The organism is Priestia sp. FW507-14D1A, assembly GCF_058781295.1.
In genome coordinates this window covers 212859-233392 of sequence record NZ_JBYSWQ010000003.1, presented here as the reverse complement: position 1 = coordinate 233392, position 20534 = coordinate 212859, and the positions used below count along the sequence as shown (strand labels likewise).

Annotated in this window: 28 protein-coding genes; 18 read left to right on the top strand and 10 right to left on the bottom strand. The window is 36.5% G+C overall.

Annotation, left to right across the window (positions count from 1 at the left end; translation table 11 throughout):
- The first annotated feature begins 121 nt into the window (after nt 1-121).
- Nucleotides 122-661, top strand: a complete 540-nt coding sequence (locus AC3WJG_RS14780) for an SMI1/KNR4 family protein (RefSeq protein WP_050690216.1) — start codon at nt 122-124, stop codon at nt 659-661.
- A 42-nt stretch (nt 662-703) separates the two neighbouring features.
- On the opposite strand, the gene AC3WJG_RS14775 is transcribed toward AC3WJG_RS14780, so the two are convergent.
- Complete coding sequence (locus tag AC3WJG_RS14775; protein WP_028408315.1) at nt 704-1204, bottom strand: GNAT family N-acetyltransferase; 501 nt, start codon at nt 1202-1204, stop codon at nt 704-706.
- Between the two features lie 270 nt (nt 1205-1474).
- Here AC3WJG_RS14775 and AC3WJG_RS14770 point away from each other — a divergent pair, with 270 nt between their 5' ends.
- Both AC3WJG_RS14770 and AC3WJG_RS14765 read left to right on the top strand, forming a co-directional pair.
- On the top strand, nt 1475-2965 hold the full coding sequence (locus AC3WJG_RS14770; RefSeq protein ID WP_028408316.1) for a sensor histidine kinase: 1491 nt from the start codon (nt 1475-1477) through the stop codon (nt 2963-2965).
- Nucleotides 2943-3626 (top strand): response regulator transcription factor, encoded by a 684-nt coding sequence (locus AC3WJG_RS14765; RefSeq protein ID WP_028408317.1) that lies wholly within the window; start codon nt 2943-2945, stop codon nt 3624-3626. The genes AC3WJG_RS14770 and AC3WJG_RS14765 overlap by 23 nt, the downstream gene beginning before the upstream one ends.
- Before the next feature lie 43 nt (nt 3627-3669).
- On the opposite strand, the gene AC3WJG_RS14760 is transcribed toward AC3WJG_RS14765, so the two are convergent.
- Both AC3WJG_RS14760 and AC3WJG_RS14755 read right to left on the bottom strand, forming a co-directional pair.
- Complete coding sequence (locus AC3WJG_RS14760) at nt 3670-5289, bottom strand: SulP family inorganic anion transporter (protein ID WP_337134366.1); 1620 nt, start codon at nt 5287-5289, stop codon at nt 3670-3672.
- 16 nt (nt 5290-5305) lie between these two features.
- Nucleotides 5306-5893 (bottom strand): beta-class carbonic anhydrase, encoded by a 588-nt coding sequence (locus tag AC3WJG_RS14755; protein WP_337134365.1) that lies wholly within the window; start codon nt 5891-5893, stop codon nt 5306-5308.
- Between the two features lie 249 nt (nt 5894-6142).
- Here AC3WJG_RS14755 and AC3WJG_RS14750 point away from each other — a divergent pair, with 249 nt between their 5' ends.
- The 4 genes from AC3WJG_RS14750 (at nt 6143) to AC3WJG_RS14735 (ending at nt 8992) form a co-directional block, all read left to right on the top strand.
- On the top strand, nt 6143-6805 hold the full coding sequence (locus AC3WJG_RS14750) for a hypothetical protein (protein ID WP_328241077.1): 663 nt from the start codon (nt 6143-6145) through the stop codon (nt 6803-6805).
- A gap of 152 nt (nt 6806-6957) precedes the next feature.
- Nucleotides 6958-7398 carry a MerR family transcriptional regulator gene (locus AC3WJG_RS14745; RefSeq protein WP_337134364.1) on the top strand — a complete coding sequence of 147 codons (441 nt, stop codon included), beginning with the start codon at nt 6958-6960 and terminating at the stop codon, nt 7396-7398.
- Nucleotides 7368-8540: an MFS transporter gene (locus tag AC3WJG_RS14740; protein WP_028408322.1), complete on the top strand. Its 1173-nt coding sequence runs from the start codon at nt 7368-7370 to the stop codon at nt 8538-8540. Before AC3WJG_RS14745 ends, AC3WJG_RS14740 begins: the two co-directional genes overlap by 31 nt.
- 119 nt (nt 8541-8659) lie before the next feature.
- Nucleotides 8660-8992 (top strand): TIGR04104 family putative zinc finger protein, encoded by a 333-nt coding sequence (locus AC3WJG_RS14735; protein ID WP_308292779.1) that lies wholly within the window; start codon nt 8660-8662, stop codon nt 8990-8992.
- 32 nt (nt 8993-9024) lie between these two features.
- Here the strand turns inward: AC3WJG_RS14735 and AC3WJG_RS14730 are convergent, their stop codons facing one another.
- Nucleotides 9025-10224, bottom strand: a complete 1200-nt coding sequence (locus AC3WJG_RS14730; RefSeq protein ID WP_028408323.1) for a multidrug efflux MFS transporter — start codon at nt 10222-10224, stop codon at nt 9025-9027.
- 271 nt (nt 10225-10495) lie between these two features.
- On the opposite strand from AC3WJG_RS14730, the gene AC3WJG_RS14725 reads away from it, so the two are divergent.
- From AC3WJG_RS14725 to AC3WJG_RS14695, 7 genes are all read left to right on the top strand, one after another.
- The gene (locus tag AC3WJG_RS14725; protein ID WP_337134414.1) at nt 10496-10906 is read left to right on the top strand and encodes an alanine:cation symporter family protein; all 411 of its coding nucleotides are present in this window, start codon (nt 10496-10498) and stop codon (nt 10904-10906) included.
- Between the two features lie 185 nt (nt 10907-11091).
- Nucleotides 11092-11454 (top strand): YidH family protein, encoded by a 363-nt coding sequence (locus AC3WJG_RS14720; RefSeq protein ID WP_060745497.1) that lies wholly within the window; start codon nt 11092-11094, stop codon nt 11452-11454.
- A 281-nt stretch (nt 11455-11735) separates the two neighbouring features.
- Nucleotides 11736-12566 (top strand): YihY/virulence factor BrkB family protein, encoded by an 831-nt coding sequence (locus tag AC3WJG_RS14715; RefSeq protein ID WP_098524981.1) that lies wholly within the window; start codon nt 11736-11738, stop codon nt 12564-12566.
- Nucleotides 12567-12713: 147 nt separating this feature from the next.
- On the top strand, nt 12714-13256 hold the full coding sequence (amaP, locus tag AC3WJG_RS14710; RefSeq protein ID WP_221840604.1) for an alkaline shock response membrane anchor protein AmaP: 543 nt from the start codon (nt 12714-12716) through the stop codon (nt 13254-13256).
- A 15-nt stretch (nt 13257-13271) separates the two neighbouring features.
- A complete protein-coding gene (locus AC3WJG_RS14705; protein ID WP_098331779.1) occupies nt 13272-13481 on the top strand; it encodes a DUF2273 domain-containing protein in 210 nt (69 codons plus the stop codon).
- A 27-nt stretch (nt 13482-13508) separates the two neighbouring features.
- Nucleotides 13509-13949, top strand: coding sequence for an Asp23/Gls24 family envelope stress response protein (locus AC3WJG_RS14700; RefSeq protein WP_025751716.1), 441 nt, complete (start codon nt 13509-13511; stop codon nt 13947-13949).
- Nucleotides 13950-14032: 83 nt separating this feature from the next.
- Complete coding sequence (locus AC3WJG_RS14695) at nt 14033-14503, top strand: 2-thiouracil desulfurase family protein (RefSeq protein WP_028408325.1); 471 nt, start codon at nt 14033-14035, stop codon at nt 14501-14503.
- A gap of 45 nt (nt 14504-14548) precedes the next feature.
- Here the strand turns inward: AC3WJG_RS14695 and AC3WJG_RS14690 are convergent, their stop codons facing one another.
- Both AC3WJG_RS14690 and AC3WJG_RS14685 read right to left on the bottom strand, forming a co-directional pair.
- On the bottom strand, nt 14549-15718 hold the full coding sequence (locus AC3WJG_RS14690; RefSeq protein WP_492588357.1) for an MFS transporter: 1170 nt from the start codon (nt 15716-15718) through the stop codon (nt 14549-14551).
- 104 nt (nt 15719-15822) lie between these two features.
- Entirely contained in the window at nt 15823-16581 is a 759-nt protein-coding gene (locus AC3WJG_RS14685; protein ID WP_060745498.1) for a TrmB family transcriptional regulator, read from the bottom strand.
- 218 nt (nt 16582-16799) lie between these two features.
- On the opposite strand from AC3WJG_RS14685, the gene AC3WJG_RS14680 reads away from it, so the two are divergent.
- Nucleotides 16800-17027: a hypothetical protein gene (locus AC3WJG_RS14680; protein ID WP_028408327.1), complete on the top strand. Its 228-nt coding sequence runs from the start codon at nt 16800-16802 to the stop codon at nt 17025-17027.
- A 32-nt stretch (nt 17028-17059) separates the two neighbouring features.
- Here AC3WJG_RS14680 and pssA read toward each other — a convergent pair whose 3' ends face one another.
- Nucleotides 17060-17551, bottom strand: a complete 492-nt coding sequence (pssA, locus tag AC3WJG_RS14675) for a CDP-diacylglycerol--serine O-phosphatidyltransferase (RefSeq protein WP_170959531.1) — start codon at nt 17549-17551, stop codon at nt 17060-17062.
- Nucleotides 17552-17721: 170 nt separating this feature from the next.
- On the opposite strand from pssA, the gene AC3WJG_RS14670 reads away from it, so the two are divergent.
- From AC3WJG_RS14670 to AC3WJG_RS14660, 3 genes are all read left to right on the top strand, one after another.
- Nucleotides 17722-18129: a MarR family winged helix-turn-helix transcriptional regulator gene (locus tag AC3WJG_RS14670; protein ID WP_013057279.1), complete on the top strand. Its 408-nt coding sequence runs from the start codon at nt 17722-17724 to the stop codon at nt 18127-18129.
- Nucleotides 18122-18463: a DUF3147 family protein gene (locus tag AC3WJG_RS14665; protein ID WP_098249586.1), complete on the top strand. Its 342-nt coding sequence runs from the start codon at nt 18122-18124 to the stop codon at nt 18461-18463. Before AC3WJG_RS14670 ends, AC3WJG_RS14665 begins: the two co-directional genes overlap by 8 nt.
- Before the next feature lie 67 nt (nt 18464-18530).
- The gene (locus AC3WJG_RS14660) at nt 18531-19226 is read left to right on the top strand and encodes a class I SAM-dependent methyltransferase (protein ID WP_028408330.1); all 696 of its coding nucleotides are present in this window, start codon (nt 18531-18533) and stop codon (nt 19224-19226) included.
- Nucleotides 19227-19251: 25 nt separating this feature from the next.
- On the opposite strand, the gene AC3WJG_RS14655 is transcribed toward AC3WJG_RS14660, so the two are convergent.
- The 3 genes from AC3WJG_RS14655 to AC3WJG_RS14645 form a co-directional block, all read right to left on the bottom strand.
- A complete protein-coding gene (locus tag AC3WJG_RS14655; RefSeq protein ID WP_102812810.1) occupies nt 19252-19725 on the bottom strand; it encodes a DUF4188 domain-containing protein in 474 nt (157 codons plus the stop codon).
- Nucleotides 19722-20276 carry a PadR family transcriptional regulator gene (locus AC3WJG_RS14650; RefSeq protein WP_016764331.1) on the bottom strand — a complete coding sequence of 185 codons (555 nt, stop codon included), beginning with the start codon at nt 20274-20276 and terminating at the stop codon, nt 19722-19724. Before AC3WJG_RS14650 ends, AC3WJG_RS14655 begins: the two co-directional genes overlap by 4 nt.
- A gap of 76 nt (nt 20277-20352) precedes the next feature.
- Nucleotides 20353-20484, bottom strand: coding sequence for a hypothetical protein (locus tag AC3WJG_RS14645; RefSeq protein ID WP_013057274.1), 132 nt, complete (start codon nt 20482-20484; stop codon nt 20353-20355).
- Nucleotides 20485-20534 lie beyond the last annotated feature (50 nt).

Here is a 20534-nt window from a genome sequence, read left to right as displayed (position 1 = left end):
TGTTATTTGAACATGAATTTCTAAAGTTTGTCGTATAATTTAGTAGGAAAGAAGGAATTAGCACATTATTGTTTAATTAATGTAATGTAACCGTTTTAAATCCAACGCTTGGAGGAAGAGTATGATTGAAAAAATAATAAATTCACTTCGAAAGCGGCTGTGGGAAAACAATAATGTTATAGAAGTGTGTAAAAATGAAGGAGAAGTATACAGAACCACGTGTGCTTTTTTTGATGGAGTAAGCAAGAATCAACTGAATGTTTTTGAAGAAGAAATGCATGTATCACTTCCTGAAGACTACAAGCAGTTTTTACAGCTAACAAATGGGTGTAATTTGTTCATTGATGCTGACAAAAAAATAGCAGGGAATCTTTATAGCTTAGAAGATGTAAGAGAAACAGCTTATAAAAGTCAGAGTCTTTATATGACAATTGGGTCTGTCGGAGAAGAAGAGATTATCATTGACTCTAAAAAATCAGCGCACTCTGCATATATAATAGTAAAAAAGCGGAAGGCATCGTTTCAAGATGCACATGTATTACATATGAATTTTCAGAAATGGCTGGATTGTTTTATAGTGAGTCAAGGGAATTGTTTTTGGCACTGGAATGGGCTTTGTAATAAAGCTCATTCAACGGATAAAAAGACAACGGCTCAATAATATTATCTTCTAATAAATAAACGAGCACACTAGTGTGCTCGTTTATTTATTAGAAGGAAGACGTTCCCAACCGTATGCTTCGTCTTCAACTTTAGTTTCTCCAAACTGACTTGTACGATTCAAGATTTTTTTGCCGCCTAATTTTTTATAAAACTGAGTCGCTTTCTTATTTTTCTTCATAGCCCAAATAATCATAGACGTATATTGCTGATCAGCAAATTCTTTTACTGAATGAGAAAATAGAAGATGACCAATTCCTTGGCTTTGCACTTCCTTGCAAACGTATAGCGCGTATATTTCAGCGCGTGACAAATGAGGCTTACCCGCTGAAAAGCCGACGATCTCTCCTCGTTCATCGATAGCGAGCAAAATAAAATGAGAAGGATCGGTAAGAAAAAGGGACCATTTTTCTCTACTTTGTTCATAAGACAAGTTGTTTAAATAAGCATCAGGTACTAACTCTTTGTATGTAATGCGCCAGCTGTCTACGTACAGACGGGCAACAGAAGGGATGTGAGAGGAAGTAGCTTTAATAATTTTCATTAAAAAATCTCCTTTTTTAAAATATTAAGGCATATAGTATACCTTTCAGCCTAAGAATATTATGAAAAATAGATCATAATTTTCCAGTAATTCATAAAATGGTAAAAAAGGTGGTGTTCATTCTCACTCTATCACGGTAAAGTGAGAATATACATTTGTTTTGTTGTTTTAATTTTTGCTACATGTATAATGTCTAACGATCTATTTGTTATTCACCTTTACTAGTCTATCAAATAGTTTTGTTAAAGCCAAAGGGGCATAGGGTAAGAAATGTCAATTCAACTGCGTTTTGTTTTAACGTATATCAGTATTGTGTTTGTCTTTATTATTTTGCTTTTTTTATCGGGCTTTCTCATTTTCTTCTCTATTACTGGAGACGCCGATTTTGTAAGAAAACTGTACAGTCACTCCTATGAGTACAAATTGTTAACGCCAGAAGAAGAAAATGCATTCTTGGATTTAAAGTTATTGAGTGAAGAAAAACCGGAGCAGCTGCTGCGGCCGGATATGGTTAAAAAATATGAATTTGAAAATATTGATATTGTGATTCAAAAAAACACAGAGGTTGTATATGCTTCAGAATCCATTAAAGGAGAAAACCTTCGTAAATACTTGCCAAAGAATCAAAAAAGTAAAGGAAATCATTCGTATCAGCAGGACATGCTGCGCATAGGCAAGCAGTACTTTACATATATCAACCTTGATTTTCCTTTCTCGAATCAAGAAAAAGGAAGCATTTACGTTTTGCGAAAAATCAGCCCTTATGTAGGTATTATTAATCGAATTTTCCCTTTTTTAATCTTTCTACTATTAATTTTAGTCATTGTTATTATTGGATTTTTAAACTATCTTGTTTCAAGAAGCATTATTAAACCTATTCGTGAATTAAAAGAAGCGGCTGAAAAAATAAAACAAGGTGATCTTCACTTTGAGATCTCTGCTAATTCAAAGGATGAAATAGGCGAATTAACGCAAGCTTTTGAAGAAATGAGGCAAAAACTAAAATCTTCTGTTGAACTGCAAATTCAATATGAAGATAATCGAAAGCAGCTGCTTTCAAGTATTTCACACGATTTACGAACTCCTATTACTTCCATTGTAGGATATGTAGAAGGAATTCAAGATGGAGTAGCTAATACGCCGGATAAGCTTTCTAAATATTTGTTAACGATTTCAACAAAAGCAAAAGACATGAATGCGTTAATCGATGAGCTATTTTTATTTTCTAAATTGGATTTGCACGAAATTCCATTTGTGTTTAAAAAACTTAATATTTCAGCATTTATGGAAAGTTATGTGCAAGAGCTTCAGTTTGAAATGAGCGAACATGATATTGATGTTTTATTTTCTAATGATTCTCTAACGACACTGTATGCAAAGGCAGATGCTGAGCAGCTGCGGAGAGTTTTAATAAATTTAACAACCAACAGCATTAAATTTATGGATAAAGAAAGAAGAAGAATCGATATCGTTCTTTCTGCTACCGAAAGTGAACTCATTATTGAAGTAAAAGACAACGGCTCTGGGATTTCACCGGAAGCATTAGCGCATATTTTTGACCGGTTTTATCGAGCAGAACAGTCCCGCAATAGCAATACTGGAGGAAGTGGACTTGGACTGGCCATTGCAAAACAAATTGTTGAACGCCACGGGGGAGACATCTGGGCACTAAGTAAGCTTGGCGAAGGAACAAGTATTTTCTTTTCTTTGCAAAAAATGAATGAAAATGGTGATACACATGAAGAAGATATTATTAGTTGAAGATGAAGTAAGTATTGCTGAATTGCAAAGAGATTATTTAGAAATTAACGATTTTGAAATAGACGTTCAATATAGCGGGGATAAGGGATTAGAAAAAGCGTTAAATGAACATTTTGACCTGGTTATTTTGGATATTATGCTTCCTAAAGTGAGCGGATTTGAAGTGTGCAAGCAAATTCGAGCTGCAAAAGATATTCCAATCATTTTAGTTTCAGCTAAAAAAGAAGAAATTGACAAAATTAGAGGTCTCGGGCTAGGTGCAGATGACTATATTACCAAGCCATTCAGCCCTGGGGAGCTGGTCGCAAGGGTTAAAGCGCATTTAGCGAGATATGAAAGACTCTCTGATAAGCAGGAAAAGCGTATGATTCGCATTCATGGCTTAGCGATTGACACGCTCGCTAGAAGAGTATTTGTGAATGACAAAGAAGTGTTTTTTACAGCGAAGGAATTCGATTTGCTGAAGTTTATCGTTTCTCATCCAAATCAAGTATTAAGTAAAGAACATCTATTTGAAAAAATATGGGGATTCGATTCTTCAGGAGATATTTCAACCGTAACAGTTCACATTCGAAAACTAAGAGAAAAGTTAGAAGAAAACCCAGCAGACCCTCAGTACCTAGAAACGGTTTGGGGAGCAGGGTACCGGTTTAATATTTAAAAAAAAGAGATCCGAACGATTAATCGTTCGGATCTCTTTTTTATTACGTAGTAACGATTCTATGACGAGCTTTAATCTTACTCACGGGAGGTTCGGAAGAAAATATATTTTTTTCACCGATTTTATCATATAGACCGGTTGACTTTAACATTTCTTTCGGCTGGTGCTGTAAGCCAGAAATAACGACTTGGCTATGCGAATCTTTTAAACGTTCGACTACCTTCGATAGTAAAGCTTCTCCAGATGTATCAATAAAGGATACTTGGCTCATTCGAAGCAATAAAACTTTCGGTTTCGCTTCAGCGATGTTATCAAAGGAATCTTCTAATACTTCAGCCGATCCAAAGAAAAGAGATCCTTGCATGGTATATTCCATCAACTCAGATTTGTGAGCATTTTCAGATGTTTCCGCTAAAACTTTTGAAATCTTCAGTGATCCGCTCATTCGTTTCACGAACATAACAATAGCTAAAAGTAGACCCACGCCTACACCTGTTGTTAAATCGATTGAAACTGTTAATAAAAACGTAGCTACAAGTACAAATGAATCAGCTGACTTGGTTTTTAAAATATGCGCAAATTCTTTACGCTCACTCATATTCCAAGCCACAAACATTAAAATAGGTGCCATACTTGCCAGCGGAATGTTTGATGCATAAGGAGCCAGCATCACAAGGACCAATAAAACAACTAAGCCGTGTATAACTCCTGATAACGGAGAAGCTGCGCCGTTTTTGATATTGGTCGCTGTTCTGGCAATGGCACCAGTCGCTGGAATTCCGCCAAATAGCGAGGTAGCGATATTAGCAATTCCTTGGCCCACAAGCTCTTTATTGCTATTATGCTTGGTTTTGGCCATATTATCAGCAACAACAGCTGATAGTAAAGATTCAATACCTCCAAGCATCGCAATTACGCAGGCAGCCGGAAATAGCATCACGATGTTATCCCATGTTAAATCTGGGAAGCTAAAAGATGGTAGTTTACTCGGAATGGCACCGTAAGTAGAGCCAATCGTTGCAACTTTTCCTGGGAACAGTGTAATGGCTACAAGTGTGGAAATAAGAAGACCTAGAAGAGCACCGGGAATTTTAGGTAAAAACTTTGGCGTTATAATCACGATAGCTAAACAAATAGCGGCTATGATGACGCTGTAAATGTTAATCGTTGCAATTTTTCGTAGGATTTCAATCATATTTAAATGAAATTCCTCATGTTTTGCAATTCCCTTTAATCCTAAAAAGTTAGCGATCTGACCTGAGAAAATAATAATCGCAATTCCTGCTGTAAATCCAATCGTCACAGGGCGCGGAATAAACTTTATAAATTTACCTAGCTTAAATATCCCGAGCAGCGTAATCATAATTCCAGCCATAAAGCCGGCAATAATGAGGTTCTCATAACCATATTGCATGACAACTCCAAGCAGCACCGGAACAAATGCACCTGTTGGACCTGCAATTTGAAATTTAGATCCGCCTAATATGGAAACAATAATTCCTGCGATAATGGTTGTATAAATCCCGTATTCAGGTCTTACACCAGAAGCGATGGCAAAGGCCATTGCTAAAGGAATAGCAACGACCCCAACAACCAAACCGGCGATAATATCTTTTTGTAAATGCCCTGCTGAATAGCCTTGAAATCGGTTATCTTTTAGCATTCGATAAAATCCTCCTTCATGAGCTTACGGTTTCAGCTTGGTCTTGGGAATAGCCGTTTACAACGACGTCAAGTTTTCCTGTTGAGGGATGAATAACCATTCCAGAAACAAGCACATCTTTTGGTAATAAAGGGTGATTTCGAATCATATCCACACTGTTTTCGACACTATCCTCTACACATTCAAACCCAGTCAGCCATGATTCTAAATCAATACCGGCATATTTTAGATTACGAATCTGTTCCGCGCTGATCCCTCTTTGTTCAGCAGAGGCTAAAATAGCTTCAGCTTTCATGCCCGTCATTCCACATTCACGATGACCGATGACACATACTTCATCAGCTTGCAAAGCGTAGACGGCAACTAATATACTTCTCATGACGCTGCCAAAGGGGTGGGAGATAACAGCTCCGGCATTTTTCACTATTTTTGCATCTCCATTTTTTAGCCCCATGGCTTTAGGAAGTAATTCTAACAAACGTGTATCCATACAAGTTAAGATCACTATTTTTTTGTTAGGAAATTTGGATGTTTGAAAAGCCTCAAATTGATTATTTGTTACAAATTTTTCATTAAACTTTAAAACTTCAGATAGACAAGTCATTGTTTTCCTCCTGGGTTATTTATTTTTAACTTATTTTTTAGTCTAAAGATAAAGTTTAAAAACGAACTAAATAAAATATTAAAATTTTCTTAAAATATTCAGAAAAAACTTATAAATAAATCACATTTATATGCGTGAAATTATGTAAGCGTATTCTTTCTTTGTTTTGACGAAAAAATAGGAATTATATGTTAAAATGGTACAAAGTTGGAATTGTCTAAAAGAATGGTAGAGAGGAGGTAGGCAAAAGTGAAGGCTCTTATAGCAATAGGTCTTATTTTTTGTTGTTTAGCAGGGTGCAATTCTAATGCTCAAGTCACCAACGACAAAGAAATGGGGGAGAATATTCAGCAATTATTTGAAAAAAAAGGTGTAAGGTCAGTGGATGTATCGAAGTTAAGTGATTTTAAATGGGAAAAAGGATATTTATTCACAAACAAAAGCAAGAAAGCCGACGTAGAAAAACTTGTAAACGCACCGATCAGTGAAGAGGTAATGAAAAAAATATCTGCTGCTAATCAAATGCTTGTGTTTGTACACGAAGGAGAAGTTGTCCGCTATGTAGAACTACCCCAAGATTTCATAGCACATGATAAAAACCAACTTGAGTTTTCATTTTATCATTCTGAACTAAAATTTAATAAAAAAAGGGAGGGCAAGCTTATAAAAGCAGGAGATAAAACGTTAAGTTCAGAAGATGCTTTAGCTGTAGAATCAATTATGAAACAAATTCAATGGAAAAAAGCTGATTACACTGTCGCTCTTGACCCAGATGTACAGCTTACTTATGAAGGAGTCGTATACAATGTACGATTCACCTCCGAGAGTGCGGAACTTACTTCTAAAAGACGAGGAGTATATGGTAAAGTTACAGGAGAAACAGCACAGCAGCTATATGACATATTGATGTAACCTATTGATTTATCAATAGGTTTTTTTGTGCACATATTTTTTAATTTACATAAAATGTCTCGATATTATTGACATTAACGTTAACGTTAATCTATAATAGTAACAGATAGTTGACGTTAACGTTAATGTTTGAGGGAGGTGAAGGGGAAAATATGTATCTAATCGATGACGTAACGAAAATGACTGGTTTGACCAAGCGTGCTCTTCGGTATTATGAAGAGATTGGACTCATTTTGCCCCCGCAGCGTACAAAAGGAAATGCACGGATTTATTCCGAAGAAGAGGTAAGAGAACTAAAAAAAGTAGCAGAAGCAAAAGAAGTTCTCGGTTTTTCTTTACAGGAGCTGCAGCAGTTTATGTCGCTCAAAAGAATGATTGAAGAAAGAAGTGAGCAGCAAGGATTATCAGCGAAAGAGATAACTAAAATAGAAAATTTACTGGAAAATCAAATCAAGATGATTGATTTTAAAGTGGTTAAAATGCAGGCATTTAAAACAGAATTAAAACAAATGCGAGAATCTGCTATGAAAATACATGAAAAAACAAAAGGAGAGATGAAAGAGTGGAAGGACAGCATTCAAATAACCGATTAGGTCAAATTATTACGGTAGTAGCTACTTTTTTAGCATTTATGGGAATCGGGGTAGTAGATCCGATTTTACCAGAGATTGCTAAGCAAATTGGAGCTTCTCATTGGCAAGTAGAAATGTTATTTACTTCCTATTTGTTAATGATGGCTATTATGATGATTCCAGCAGGCATCTTAGCATCACGTGTAGGAGACAAGCGTTTGATGGTAACAGGACTTATCATTGTAACGATTTTTGCAGCACTATGCGGGTTTTCTAACAATATTCCTCAGCTTTCTATTTTCCGAGCAGGATGGGGACTTGGTAATTCGTTTTTCTTTGCAACAGCTATGACGCTGCTTATTGCATTATCAGGTGAAGTGAAAAAAGCAGTAGGATTATATGAAGCTGCGATTGGTTTGGGAATGGCCGGAGGACCGCTTGTAGGAGGCGTGTTAGGAAATGCTTCTTGGAGATTGCCGTTTTTCGGTACAAGTGCTTTAATTTTTATCGCCTTTATTTTAGTATTAACGATTGTTAAACAGCCTACAAGCACTAAGCCCCGTAAAGCAGCGGGTTTTAAAGACATGGTTAAACTTTATAAATTAAAACCATTTACTCAAGGCGCTGTATCAGGCATGCTTTATTACTACGGGTTTTTTACAGTGTTAGCTTATACGCCGCTTATTCTATCGATCGGAGCTCTTCAAATTGGCTTTGTTTTCTTTGGATGGGGATTATGTTTAGCTTATGGATCAGCGGTTTTAGCACATCAGTTAGAGAAAAGATATCAGCCAAAACAAGTGTTACATGTTAGCTTAATTGTTTTTTCACTTATTTTAATTTGTTTATTTGCCTTTGATGCAACATGGTTGCGTATTGTCTTAATCATGGCAGCAGGTCTTGTATCAGGACTTAATAATGCATTATTTACGAGTCATGTAATGGAAGTATCTCCTTATGAACGAGGAATTACATCTGGAGGATATAATTTCTTAAGATGGTTAGGTGCAGCTTTTGCTCCTTTATTATCAGGAGTTATCGGCAATGCCGTAGCGCCTCAAGCTCCTTTTCTCGTAGCAGCGATTCTTGGGTTGCTAGCTTTTGTTATTATGGTTATAAAAGTAAAAACAGCTTCTCAAACGAATGAAGCTGTATCTAAATAAACGTTGAAATAAAAGGCTTTTTCTTGTAAAAAGCCTTTTATTTTGTTTTATGTTATAATAGTAAAAACGTTTTTAATCATAAAAATGAAACTCTTTACCAACTTGTACGTATACTTTATATGTACATAAATCTTTTTAGGAGCGTGATGCCCATGGCCACCTGTCAAAATTGTAATCATAAATGGAACTGGAGGACAACCTTTAAACAACTGTTAACATTTAGAAACGTTTTAGAATGCCCACACTGTGACAAACAACAGTATATCTCTGCAAAATCCCAAAAGCGATTATCAATCTACTCATTTGCACCCCTTATTATTTGGCTTATTCTCTCACTATTTGACTTTTCCTTTCCATCCATTGTTGTCGCGGAGCTTATTTTCTTCATAGCAGCGGTTGTTATGATGCCACTTTCTTATGAAGTAAGCAGCGAAGAAGAACCCTTGTGGTAATAAAAAACCTTCCGTTTTAACGGAAGGTTTTTTTATGCGGCTTTACCGTCTAGCTGTTGTCCGTGATGGCGCTGATAATACACCCACCCAGCATTCAATAGTAGAAGAACACTGGTTGTTAAGAATACGTAAGGAATTCCTTTAGCTCCGGCAATTTGTCCGCCAATGACTGGACCGGCTAAATTCCCAAAGTATTGCGCTGTTTGATTATAGCCAAACATTTTACCGGTAATCGAGTCCGGCACAATTTTCTTTAAATAAGAATTAATAGAAGGTAATAATCCTCCCATTGCAAAACCGAGTAAAAAACGAAGTAAGAATAGCTGCCAAGTACTATGCACAAAGGCCTGTAAGCCGCAAATAACTGCTACGATGAGCAGGCATATTTGAAGTACATTTTGAGGACCAACGCGATCGCTGACTTTGCCGAGTCTTGATGCAGCTAAAATATTTGATATTCCTGTTGCCGCCACGACAAAACCTGAAATAAGGGCAAGGTGATCGGTATGAGTAGACAGTTGTTTTACATACAGTGTAACGATTGGCTGAATAGCCATAACTGCAAGCTGCAGTAAAAAAGTTGTAACAAATATACCAATCACAGCCTTTGAATTTTTTAGAGATAGTAACCCAATGTTAGATTCTTTCGTCGTTTTCGCCGTCTCTTTTTTGTCTTCTTGAATTAAATTTACAATTAAAAAAGACAAAAACATAAATGCACCCGTCACGAAAAAGACGTGACGCAATCCAATTGTATCTCCTAAATATCCCCCTACTAGCGGTCCTAATAAAGATCCTGATACAGCCCCTGTAGATAACGTACCTAATGCTTTACCACTATGCTCTTTAGGTGTTTGAGTTGCTACTAACGTAATGGCTGCAGAGATGAAGCCGGAAACAGCGCCCATTAAAAAGCGCAGTCCGACAAGCTGATAGACATTTTGCACAAAACCAATAGAAGTCATAACAATTGCCATACCCAAGCTTGCGCGAAGGAGCATAAGCTTTCGCCCGTATTTATCGGCTAAACTCCCCCATAAAGGAGAAACAATAGCCGCCATTAAAAAGGTAGCTCCAAACGCAATACCAGCCCATCTGCTGATGGAACTCGTATCGTGAACTCCCAGCTTTTCAATATAAAGCGGTAAAAACGGAATAACTAAACTCATCCCGGCTGTGGTGCAAAAAGAACCGAACCAGCAAATGTACAAGTTTCGTTTCCATAATTCCATTATATTTCCTTCTTTCGTTGTGCCGCATAGCGTAAAAACAACAAAAGAGCGAAACCATATGGCCTGCTCTTTTAGCATACATGCAGCATCTTTTTATCGGTTTAAATTATACCATATATCAGAAATATTTAAAAATAAAATGATTCACTTAGTGAAATATTACCGTGAAATGAAAACAGAAAGATGTCCTGTGTTTACGCTTGGCTTAGAACATAAAGTGACCCTTGGTTCACTCATTACTTTATGTTGTGACAATGGAATTATGTAAAGAATTTATACTTCACTAAAAACTGCGTCAGATAATCTGTCCAAAATATACGTTATACCCACACAGTATTATATTGCGGAAACGAACTTAGCTTACGTATCGAAAGGCAAACAAAATAAAATAGTATCCATGTTCCTTAAGGCAGCTCTTTTAGCCACTACTTTATACGGATCTATCCGAACGGCTGAAACTGCATGGGCGTTAGCAGATATTGGAGTTGGAATAATGGTTTGGCTCAATTTAATTGCAATTTTGATTTTAGCTAAGCCTGCTTTAATAACTTTAAAAGATTATCGCCAGCAGAGAAAACTAGGGATAGACCCTATCTTTTCTCCAAGGAAATTAGGAATTCAAAATGCTGATTATTGGGACGAGGAATATCAGCATAATCAAGATAAGGAAAATGTTTCATAAATCAAAAAAGCCAGCTGGGGTTATCCCGTTGGCTTTTTTTAGTTTATGAAGAAGCTCTTTTGACCGCTTGAAGATGGTAATGATTCGTTCTTTTCGGGTATAATGTGGCGTGAAGCGTCCTCAATTTATTTTCGTTTGAGTATTTATTTATAATAGAAGACATATAAAGGGACGGTGGTATGTAAATGACTAAAAAAGAAAATGAATCCATTTATATTCAGCAGCATTTAGCAAATGAACGAACGTATTTAGCGTGGATTCGAACGTCTGTTGCCACACTCGGCATTGGCTTTGTTGCAGGCGGCCTACATTTCAATTCCGGAAAAAAATTAAGTGAAGCAGCCGATACTCTTATTATTGCTGTTATTATCTTTTCTTTAGCTGCAAGTGCAGGTTTGCTTCTCTTCTCAACCTATCATTATTTTTCAACCCGCAAAAAAATTAACAGCCAAACGTATCAATCTTCTCACGCTTTGGTTATTTTTGTTTCAATGATTATGCTGATGCTGATCGGCGCTCTTATGTTTTACTTTTTTAACATTGCGTAAAAAAGTTTAAGATGTAAGAAAAAAGGGAAAGCAGTCCCAGAGAATTTACGGTTTTATGAAAGAAAAAGAAGATCTATTGATATGGTGGTAATGGCAGATGTAATTATAATAATATCTTCTTTATGAACCGGCTGTATAATTTTACAGGTTAAATTCTTTGTTAACCGCGGATAATGGAAAGGAAAGCTTTATAAGCCGAAACTTATCCAATACATGTTGAACATAAAAATTGAATATGAATTTCACTACAGGGTGAAGCGAAAGTAAAGGAGAACGCTGTTATGATTCAAACATCTAAGACCGTTGCCGCTCGTTTTTTTACGGAGCGTTTCTTTGATCAGGCTGCTCAAACAGCCTACTATTTTTTGTTATCTTTTGTACCGTTTATTATCTTTCTTTTTTCTCTGCTGAGTTTCTTTCCAATTGATACAAACAATTTGCTGATATTTATTGAACCATTTACGCCTAAAAGCGCCTACGACGTAATTGAACGGTCAATTGAAACAGTTAACAATAGCGGGAAAAAAGTTTTATCTTTTAGTTTATTAGCGACTTTTTGGCTCGCATCTATGGCTATACAATCTTTGGTTCGCTCGTTAAATGACGCGTATCATATTCAAAGAAAACAAACGTTTTTGCGCGGTTTAATCAATGATTTGATTTTAACTTTTGGTTTTATGGTTGTGGTAGCTATTTCATTGTTTGTACCAATTATTGAAGAGGTCATTCGACATTTGGTCCTAACAAAAGTCCATGTTCCTGATATATGGTTTCAAAGCTGGACGACAATTAGATGGGGAATTGGGACATTATTTTTATTAGGCTTCTTCATTCTTTTTTACAAACTGATGCCAAGCGCAAGAGTAACGTGGAAAGATGTACTTCCAGGGGCTGTTTTCTCCACGCTAGGATGGCAAGTTGTATCTACCGGATTCGGATACTATGTCCAGTTTGGAAGCTACTCGCAAATCTATGGTCAGCTTGGAAGTATTATTATTTTAATGGTCTGGTTTTATTTAACCGCCGCTATTTTATTAATTGGCGGTTTAATAAACGGTAATAAGTTCATCAAAGCTCACAGGACAACGTATAGAGACGCAGAAAATGACTAGGGAAACCTAGTCGTTTTTTTTATATTCAGTTTTACAGTTAGAAAGTTTATCAAAAAAATATTGCGGGTAACTATTGAATATCTCGTTGCCTTCCCTTTACACACAACAAAAAAGCAGTAGGAGTTCACGTTGAGATGAGGTGGAAAATTGAATAATTTTAATCGGTTTTTAATCGCAGTTATTGGAATTGCAGGACTGATTTGTTCAGGTATGTTAGCACTGATGGTTTATAGGGTTCCTCACCTTTCAAACTGGTTAGAAAAGTGGCAGCATCAGGAGTGGTTTTACTACACAATTTTATCAATAAGCGCATTTTTAGCTGTTATTTTTATTATTTTTCTTTTAACAGGCATATTTAGCAGACCGCCTAAGAAGAATTTAGCAATTGTAACTGGTGAAGGCAAAATAACAATTTCTAAAGCAACGATCGAATCTACAGCTTTACGAGCAATTAGAAGCTTTCAGGGAATACGCTCTCCTGAAGTCCAGGCCTCTATTCATTCTCGGAAAGAAAAAGTTAGTCTGTATATCAACTGTTCGTTGTTTGGACGAGATGGACTACCAACACTAGGAAAAGAGATGCAGCTTGAAACAAAACGCGCCGTGGAGGCCTTACTCGAGCTTCCCGTTCACTCCGTCCGTATTGACTTAACAGATACACAAACACGAAAGAAAGAGCGTGTTGTGTGATGAAGGAGGGACATAATGAGTACTCCAAATAAATTGATTCCGTACCGTGGCCGAGTACTTGGTATTCTGGCAGGTTTAGTGTTGGCAATTTTGCTATTAACAATTGGTTTTGGCCCCACGCTGCTAATTGTAGCTTTTATGGGAATTGGTTATGTAATCGGGAAGTGGAGAGACGGTCATTTAGACATAAATGCTTGGGTAGGATTCTTTACTAAAGGAAGATAGAAAATCACTTTAAGGGAGATGTTAGTTATGGCAGTTAATGAAACAAATACAGCAGTAAAATCTCAGGAAAATACACATCAAAATACATTAACATTTGAAGATCAAGTCATTAAAAAAATTGCTGGAATTGCAGCTAATGAAATTAAAGGAATTTTATCAATGAGCGGCGGATTTATGAGCGGGTTAACAGATCGCTTCCGCAGCACTGAAGATATCACAAAAGGGATTAACGCTGAAGTAGGAGAAAAGCAAGTTGCCCTTGATTTAAAAGTAATTGTCGAATACGGAAAAAATGTTCCAGCCATTTTCTCTGAAACTGTTAATAACGTAAAAAAATCAGTTCACGATATGACGGGATTAGAGGTAGTAGAAGTAAATATGCATGTAGAGGACGTAATGACTCGCTCTGAATTTGAAGCGAAAACGGATCGAGACAAAGAGCAGGAGTCAAAGCGTGATCTTGAATAAAATATAAAAGGTAAACACTTCCATTCATCATATATTCTTTGTATGATGAATGAGAAGTGTTTTTTTATGGGAGGGAGAATTCTGTGATTTTGGTTAGTTCCTGCTTAGCAGGTCAAGCTTGCAGATATAATGGAAGCAGTGCCTTAGTTAAGGAAATTGAAGCGCTCGTTGAAAATAAAGAAGCGGTGATGATGTGTCCGGAACTGTTAGGTGGATTTCACACGCCTAGAGAACCGGCAGAAATTATAAAAGGAACGGGAATAGACGTAATAAACGGAAATGCGCGAGTTATTGAACGATCGGGAAAAGACGTGACAGATATATACATAGACGGGGCCTATAAGGCACTGAGCATCGCAAAAGAAATAAAAGCTACTGTTATTGTACTAAAAGAAAACAGCCCTTCATGTGGAAGTGAACATATATATAACGGAGCATTTTCAAATGTTAAATTAGCCGGTGAAGGGGTAACGACTGCGTTGCTAAGAAAGCATGGTTTTATCGTCATGTCCGAATCTCAATTTGCAGCTGAAATGCATGGAGACCCATCATAATCAAAAAAAGCGTACACTATATGTGTACGCTTTTTTTATAAAAGCTTATTTACTGTGAAGCGTATCTGCTGTGCTTTCTGTTCGTGTTACCGCATAAAGAGAGCAGAAAAGACCAAGCAAAACAAAAATAGACCCGACCCAGCCGTTATAAATAACAGAGTATTGATTAACGACAATTCCTCCAACATAGGAGCCGATCGCAATTCCTACGTGTGAAATCGCTGCATTAGTGCTGATTAAAATGTCCGACGTGTCGCGTGCACTATGGATAATTAAATTGCTTTGAGCTGGTGAAACCGCCCAGCTGAGTGCACTCCAAATGATCATAAGAAGCAAGAACACAATAAATGGTAATTGAACGCCAAAAGGCATAGCAATCATGCTAACAAAAAAGAGAGCAATCATGGTGATAACAGATGAAGAAGGGTTCCATTTATCAGAAACAGCTCCTCCAAGTCCTCCTCCTGCCACGGCAGCAAGACCGAAAATACCATAAATAATGGTCACCATCGCTGTATTTAATCCTAGTGTTTCTTGCAAAAATGGTGTGAAGTACGCATAAAGCGTTAAATGGCCCGCAAGTACAAATAATGTTGCTAGGTGAATAGCGAGCATTTTTTTATTGCGTAAAGCTTTTACCTGAGTTTTTAACGGTACAATTGGAGCAGGAGCTAGACGCTCCATTGTAAACCAAACGGTAATCATAATAATGGCAGTCAAAATTGCAATCATAACAAATACTTGACGCCAGCCAAGCGCATTTCCAATCAAAATACCAAGAGGAATGCCTAAAACAAGTGAGCCGCTGATTCCCATAAATACGATGCCAATTGCTCTGCCTTGGTATTCAGGTTTTACCATTCTAGAAGCCATTGTGGTAGATAGTACAATGATAAAAGAACCGCTCGCAGCAGCAAGAATACGTCCAATCAGTAGCATATAATAGCCCGAACTGTAGGCTGAAAATACATTGCTCAATAAGAAAATAAATAATGTCCACATATAAACTTTTTTACGCTCTATCTTAGCCGTCACATTTAGTAAAATCGGCGCAGACAAGGCATAAACAAACGAATAAATAGAGATTAAATAACCTGCTTTTGCTAATGATACATGAAATGCATCGGCAATTAAGTCTAAGATGCCTCCTAGAATTAATTCGACCGTTCCAACAACAAAAGAAGCAATCGCAAGTATGTAAACTTTTTTATTCATCAAAAAACCCCCTCTTTAAAAAGTTACAACTAGAATAGTAACCTTTTTTAGAAGGGATTTCAATAGGTAATATTAAAAAGGTTACTAATGAATTAGTAACCTTTTTAATATCGCAGGCGAGTAAGCAGATCCATGATCTCAGAATCTTGAAGAAGCTGCTCTTGATATTTCTTTGTAATATGGGTAAGTGCAACGTCATGATAAAAGAAATCAGCAAAAACTTTTACAAGCGGCTGGGACATGGTTTTTATTGCTTTCCATGTCTCATGTTCAATGCCGGCAAATAAAAGGTAAGCATCGTCAACAATAATCAACTGCGACGGCTCAAGGTTTTTATGATCATCTATTGGATTTAATGTATGTAAATGTTTGAGGGCAGTCTGCAAGTTTCCTATGGTTAAGACCTCGACGTTTACGCCTTGTTTCTCTTTTTCTTCTAGCAATGAGCGGTAATGTGCTAACTCATCATTCCACGCGGATAAAATAATAGAAGATTCCGCTTCATGAATCAATTGTTCGATGTGAGCAGAAATAGAGGATTTATCTTTTAAACTCCAAACATGATCATCTGTAAACGTTTTTTTAATTTTATATGTTTTTAATTCATTAATGTCATTTTCAAAATCAGCAGTAAGTTTTTGAATGACGGTTTGAAGGGCTACCGCTGAGTAAAGTTTCTTTTTCCCGGACAATGTATTTACTACAATACCTTTATCAATTAAACGATTAAGCACTTCATAAATTTTTGCTTTTGGAACATGCGAATACGTAACAATTGAACTAGCATCCAGCGGGCCATCATTCGCAAGCAGCGCTTCATATACTTGACTTTCATACTGAGAAAAACCAAATTTTTGCAGCATAATTTTCTATTCATCATCCTTTCTTTTTTTAAGTATATCACGGTTTGTAAAAGTATTACTAATTCTAAATATATCTTGTTAAACTATGTTCTAAATAATTAATAAAAATAAAAAATACGCTATTAAATGGCTTGTACTACGATAAAACTATTTTTAATCAGGTGCTTTTCATACTAAAACATTCATCATCGGGTAAAGGAAAGAGAGAGGTGAAAAAAATGAAGAAAAATGAAAAACTACTGTTGAAAAAAATGAACATAAAACAGCAACGAGAAGTGGCTGCTCAGCTTGAAGACGTACTGGATTCCTTACTGTCTCTTGAAGAAAAATTATGCTCAGCACCTGATAATAAGGAGTGGCTGTCTTTACAAGCTCAGCTTGAAAAAAGAGAACATGAGCTGAAATTTAAGCATAAAATGCTGTGTGAAGAATGGACAGCACTATAAAAGACAGGCATTTTGTCTGTCTTTTATTGTATCTAAATTTTCATGACCCGGATAGGACTCACCATCAAAATAGCTAAAATAATCATAAGATAAGGATTCACATAATAAAACATACCAAGCAGTGCGATAATTAGAGCTGGAAAAGGAATAGGCAGCCCTATAAAATAACCTATGGTTGGATTTGCACTAAATTTAGCTAATCTTAATGCGCCCATGCTTGGATAAATCATAAAAGCGAGTACCGTGAGCCAAGAGTGGGGAGAAAGAGTATGAAATAGCATTGCAGGCGCTACGCCAAAGCTGATAATATCAGCCAAAGAATCTAGCTCTACACCAAACTCGCTGTTAACTTTCAGCTTTCTCGCAATTTTGCCGTCAAATAAATCGAAAAAAGCGGCTAGAAAAATAAAAAGAGCAGCTAAGCGTTCGTAGCTGTTCATATTAAAGGCTATGGAAAATACGCCGCTTAGCAAATTTCCAATCGTAAAGAGATTCGGAACCCATTTTAACAGTCGAAGAATCAATGTCATACAACCGCCTTTCACAGTGTGTACAATTAGTGTAACTGTTAAATCGTATTATTATGTGAGATACAAGATAAAAAGAAGGTAGTATTGAAAACTGGGTGTCGTTTCTGTAATATATATCGTATAATACGATAATAATTGAAAATACGATATAAAGGAGCAGGATCATGAAAGTAGAGGAGTTAAACAGCTATTGGACGTCTATTTATTATCATTTGCACTATACGCATCAAGAGAAAATTACACACCAAACCATACGTCTTTTACAGCATATCGACAAATCATCTTCGGTTGGAATAAAAGAAATTGCGGATTATTTACACGTTTCACATAATACGGCATCTGAACACGTAAAGAGAAATATTGATAAAGGGTATGTATATAAAAATAGAGATATACATGATGAAAGAAAAGTAATTCTGCATTTAACAGAAGCAGGAAAAGACCTATTAAAACGGAATTCAAGCTTGGATGAAGAAAAAGTATCAGCTATTTTACGCGAAATGACAGCATCTGAAAAGCAGCTGATTCAACAGGCTTTTCAGTTATTGAGCGAGCGTGCAAAACATGTATAGTATCATCAAAATTTTAATGTCGGCTCTTATTATTGCAGGGGTAACAGAAATGGCCAAAAGATTTCCGACATACGGTGGAATTGTGGCTGCCCTTCCAATTGTGAGCTTACTAAGTATTGTATGGTTATCAGTGCAAGGAGAAAAAAAGGAAGTGGTCAGTCAGTTTACACTCGGCGTTCTTTATGGACTCCCAGGCACTATTTTACTACTTGCTGTCGTCTATATTTGTTTAAAAAACTCCCTTCATTTGTTTATGAGTTTATCAATAGGAGTTATGTGTTGGGGCTTGTTTTTAGGCCTTCAAAAGATAGTGATTAAACTAATTACTACATAAACTATTGGAATTTAATCCAATTTTCTGTAAAATAAAAGCCTAAGTAAAAGATAGGGGCTGAGTAGAGTTGAGTTTAGCAGAGAAAAAGTTAGGAATTGACCGAGTTGTTTTTATCGGCAGAACGTTTGAAGAGTATAGCGCCATGTTTAATTTGAATGAAAAGTATTTAAAAGGAAAAAAAGTGTTAGATTGTGCTAGCGGGGCCTGTTCTTTTACTGCTCATGCCATGCAGCAAGGTACGGAGGCTACTAGCTGCGATATTGCCTATAAATTTACGGCAGAAGAGCTTGAAAAGAAAGGAAGCCTGGATTTAATTCATACGATGAATCAAATGCAGCACGTACAGGAACAGTATGTGTGGAAGTATTTTTCGTCTATTGATGATTTAACTGAACATCGAAAAAGAGCATTAAAAGATTGTATTGCTCATATGAAAAAGAACCCCGAAGCCTATCAGTACGGAGCACTTCCTAATTTGCCGTTTCAAAAGAACGAGTTTGATTTAACGCTTTGTGCTAACTTTTTATTTATGTACAGTGACCGGTTAGATTATACGTTTCATTTAGAAGCTTTAAAAGAACTGATACGCGTTACAAAAGAGGAAGTACGTTTGTTTCCTTTAACGGACCTGAGCGGCAAGATTTCTACCTATTTGCCGCAGCTGTTAGAAGAGATTGCGCCTCTAGTAAAAGGAACAGAAATAGCAGACGTCCCGTACGAATTTCAAAAAGGTGCCAATCAAATGCTGAAAATATATGTATAACAAATATAACGAAAGCCGCTTTTAGTTAAAGCGGCTTTTTAACATTCAAACGTTTTTTGGCAGTTTGAGTATGCTTCGTTATAGTTTCAGATCCAAGCGCTTTAGCTAAACCGAACAAAGGCATATTCACGTATACTGATTCATAATTTCCTGCAGGAATGACGTACGTTTCATGATAAATGCCCACTTCATTCGTTTTTGAAGCCTGTTTATAAAAAGAATTCCAAGCTTTTAAGTGCTGAGGACCTTTGGCATAGGAGGTTAATTGATCAACTGACTCCCAATATTGTATCAGCGTGATGGTTCTTAAATTAAAAGATCCTTGCAAAGATAAAAAGCCAAGGTTTTTGTTTGTATACAACTCGCGAATCATAGGAGGCATTGCTTTAAATACAGGGAACCATTTGTGTACCGCTGTCCACTTATTAATGCGCATTCCTATAACAAAGACGACCAACTCCTGACCGGGCTTAGCCATCATACGATTGGAATGAATCATAAATTATGCGCCTCCTCATCATATAATTTATTAATCGTATCTTTGCACCATTCTATCGAAGCACACGTTGTTCGTTTACCGTAGTCTAGGGTAATAAGCCAATACGTTCTATCGGGAGAAGGGCTGTTAGAAATGCTGTCTTCAATTCCGCAATACATGTGATAACGTTCAGTTAGTTTCTGCTGAGCGTTTTTTAACTGGGAAATTGTGAGCTGCTTTTCTTGCTGACTACTAAAAAAGAGTTTTAACAAAATTTCATTTCTTTCGGAAGGGAGCTGCTTAATAGGTTCACGCAGCCAATCTTGCAGAACTTCTTTTCCTTTAGTTGTTATGACATACTCTTTTTTATCTGGTTTATCAGTTTGAGCAACGGAATTAACCGTTGCTAGTTCATTATTCACAAGCTTTTGTAAAGTGGGATAAATTTGGCCATAACTGATTTTCCAAAAATGATTTAAACTTCGATCCATTAACTGCTTAATTTCATAACCAGTTCTGCATTCCGTGGTAAGCAGTCCTAAAATTGCATATGTTGTTTGATTTTCCTTCATTTATTTTCCTCACCTATATCTTTTTGATATATATATTACCATAAACAGGATAACATTCAATAAAAAAACGCGAGAGTTATGCACTCTCGCGTCTAAAAAAAGGTTTGTATTGCTGAACCATCATTTGCGAAGCAGCAATAAATAAAAAGATAAAGCCTCCACACATTAGCAACATGACAGCACCTATTCTCCATAAAAGCTTTGGCATCAGCATATCTCCTTTTTTGAAGTTATTACCTATAGTGTAAAGAATAGCGT

What these genes read in the sequence shown, in the direction of transcription:
- AC3WJG_RS14780 (WP_050690216.1), top strand. Translation starts at nt 122, where the DNA reads ATGATTGAAAAAATAATAAATTCACTTCGAAAGCGGCTGTGGGAAAAC.
- AC3WJG_RS14775 (WP_028408315.1), bottom strand. Translation starts at nt 1,204, where the DNA reads ATGAAAATTATTAAAGCTACTTCCTCTCACATCCCTTCTGTTGCCCGT.
- AC3WJG_RS14770 (WP_028408316.1), top strand. Translation starts at nt 1,475, where the DNA reads ATGTCAATTCAACTGCGTTTTGTTTTAACGTATATCAGTATTGTGTTT.
- AC3WJG_RS14765 (WP_028408317.1), top strand. Translation starts at nt 2,943, where the DNA reads ATGAAGAAGATATTATTAGTTGAAGATGAAGTAAGTATTGCTGAATTG.
- AC3WJG_RS14760 (WP_337134366.1), bottom strand. Translation starts at nt 5,289, where the DNA reads ATGCTAAAAGATAACCGATTTCAAGGCTATTCAGCAGGGCATTTACAA.
- AC3WJG_RS14755 (WP_337134365.1), bottom strand. Translation starts at nt 5,893, where the DNA reads ATGACTTGTCTATCTGAAGTTTTAAAGTTTAATGAAAAATTTGTAACA.
- AC3WJG_RS14745 (WP_337134364.1), top strand. Translation starts at nt 6,958, where the DNA reads ATGTATCTAATCGATGACGTAACGAAAATGACTGGTTTGACCAAGCGT.
- AC3WJG_RS14735 (WP_308292779.1), top strand. Translation starts at nt 8,660, where the DNA reads ATGTACATAAATCTTTTTAGGAGCGTGATGCCCATGGCCACCTGTCAA.
- AC3WJG_RS14730 (WP_028408323.1), bottom strand. Translation starts at nt 10,224, where the DNA reads ATGGAATTATGGAAACGAAACTTGTACATTTGCTGGTTCGGTTCTTTT.
- AC3WJG_RS14720 (WP_060745497.1), top strand. Translation starts at nt 11,092, where the DNA reads ATGACTAAAAAAGAAAATGAATCCATTTATATTCAGCAGCATTTAGCA.
- AC3WJG_RS14715 (WP_098524981.1), top strand. Translation starts at nt 11,736, where the DNA reads ATGATTCAAACATCTAAGACCGTTGCCGCTCGTTTTTTTACGGAGCGT.
- AC3WJG_RS14705 (WP_098331779.1), top strand. Translation starts at nt 13,272, where the DNA reads ATGAGTACTCCAAATAAATTGATTCCGTACCGTGGCCGAGTACTTGGT.
- AC3WJG_RS14700 (WP_025751716.1), top strand. Translation starts at nt 13,509, where the DNA reads ATGGCAGTTAATGAAACAAATACAGCAGTAAAATCTCAGGAAAATACA.
- AC3WJG_RS14690 (WP_492588357.1), bottom strand. Translation starts at nt 15,718, where the DNA reads ATGAATAAAAAAGTTTACATACTTGCGATTGCTTCTTTTGTTGTTGGA.
- AC3WJG_RS14685 (WP_060745498.1), bottom strand. Translation starts at nt 16,581, where the DNA reads ATGCTGCAAAAATTTGGTTTTTCTCAGTATGAAAGTCAAGTATATGAA.
- AC3WJG_RS14680 (WP_028408327.1), top strand. Translation starts at nt 16,800, where the DNA reads ATGAAGAAAAATGAAAAACTACTGTTGAAAAAAATGAACATAAAACAG.
- AC3WJG_RS14670 (WP_013057279.1), top strand. Translation starts at nt 17,722, where the DNA reads ATGAAAGTAGAGGAGTTAAACAGCTATTGGACGTCTATTTATTATCAT.
- AC3WJG_RS14665 (WP_098249586.1), top strand. Translation starts at nt 18,122, where the DNA reads ATGTATAGTATCATCAAAATTTTAATGTCGGCTCTTATTATTGCAGGG.
- AC3WJG_RS14655 (WP_102812810.1), bottom strand. Translation starts at nt 19,725, where the DNA reads ATGATTCATTCCAATCGTATGATGGCTAAGCCCGGTCAGGAGTTGGTC.
- AC3WJG_RS14650 (WP_016764331.1), bottom strand. Translation starts at nt 20,276, where the DNA reads ATGAAGGAAAATCAAACAACATATGCAATTTTAGGACTGCTTACCACG.
- AC3WJG_RS14645 (WP_013057274.1), bottom strand. Translation starts at nt 20,484, where the DNA reads ATGCCAAAGCTTTTATGGAGAATAGGTGCTGTCATGTTGCTAATGTGT.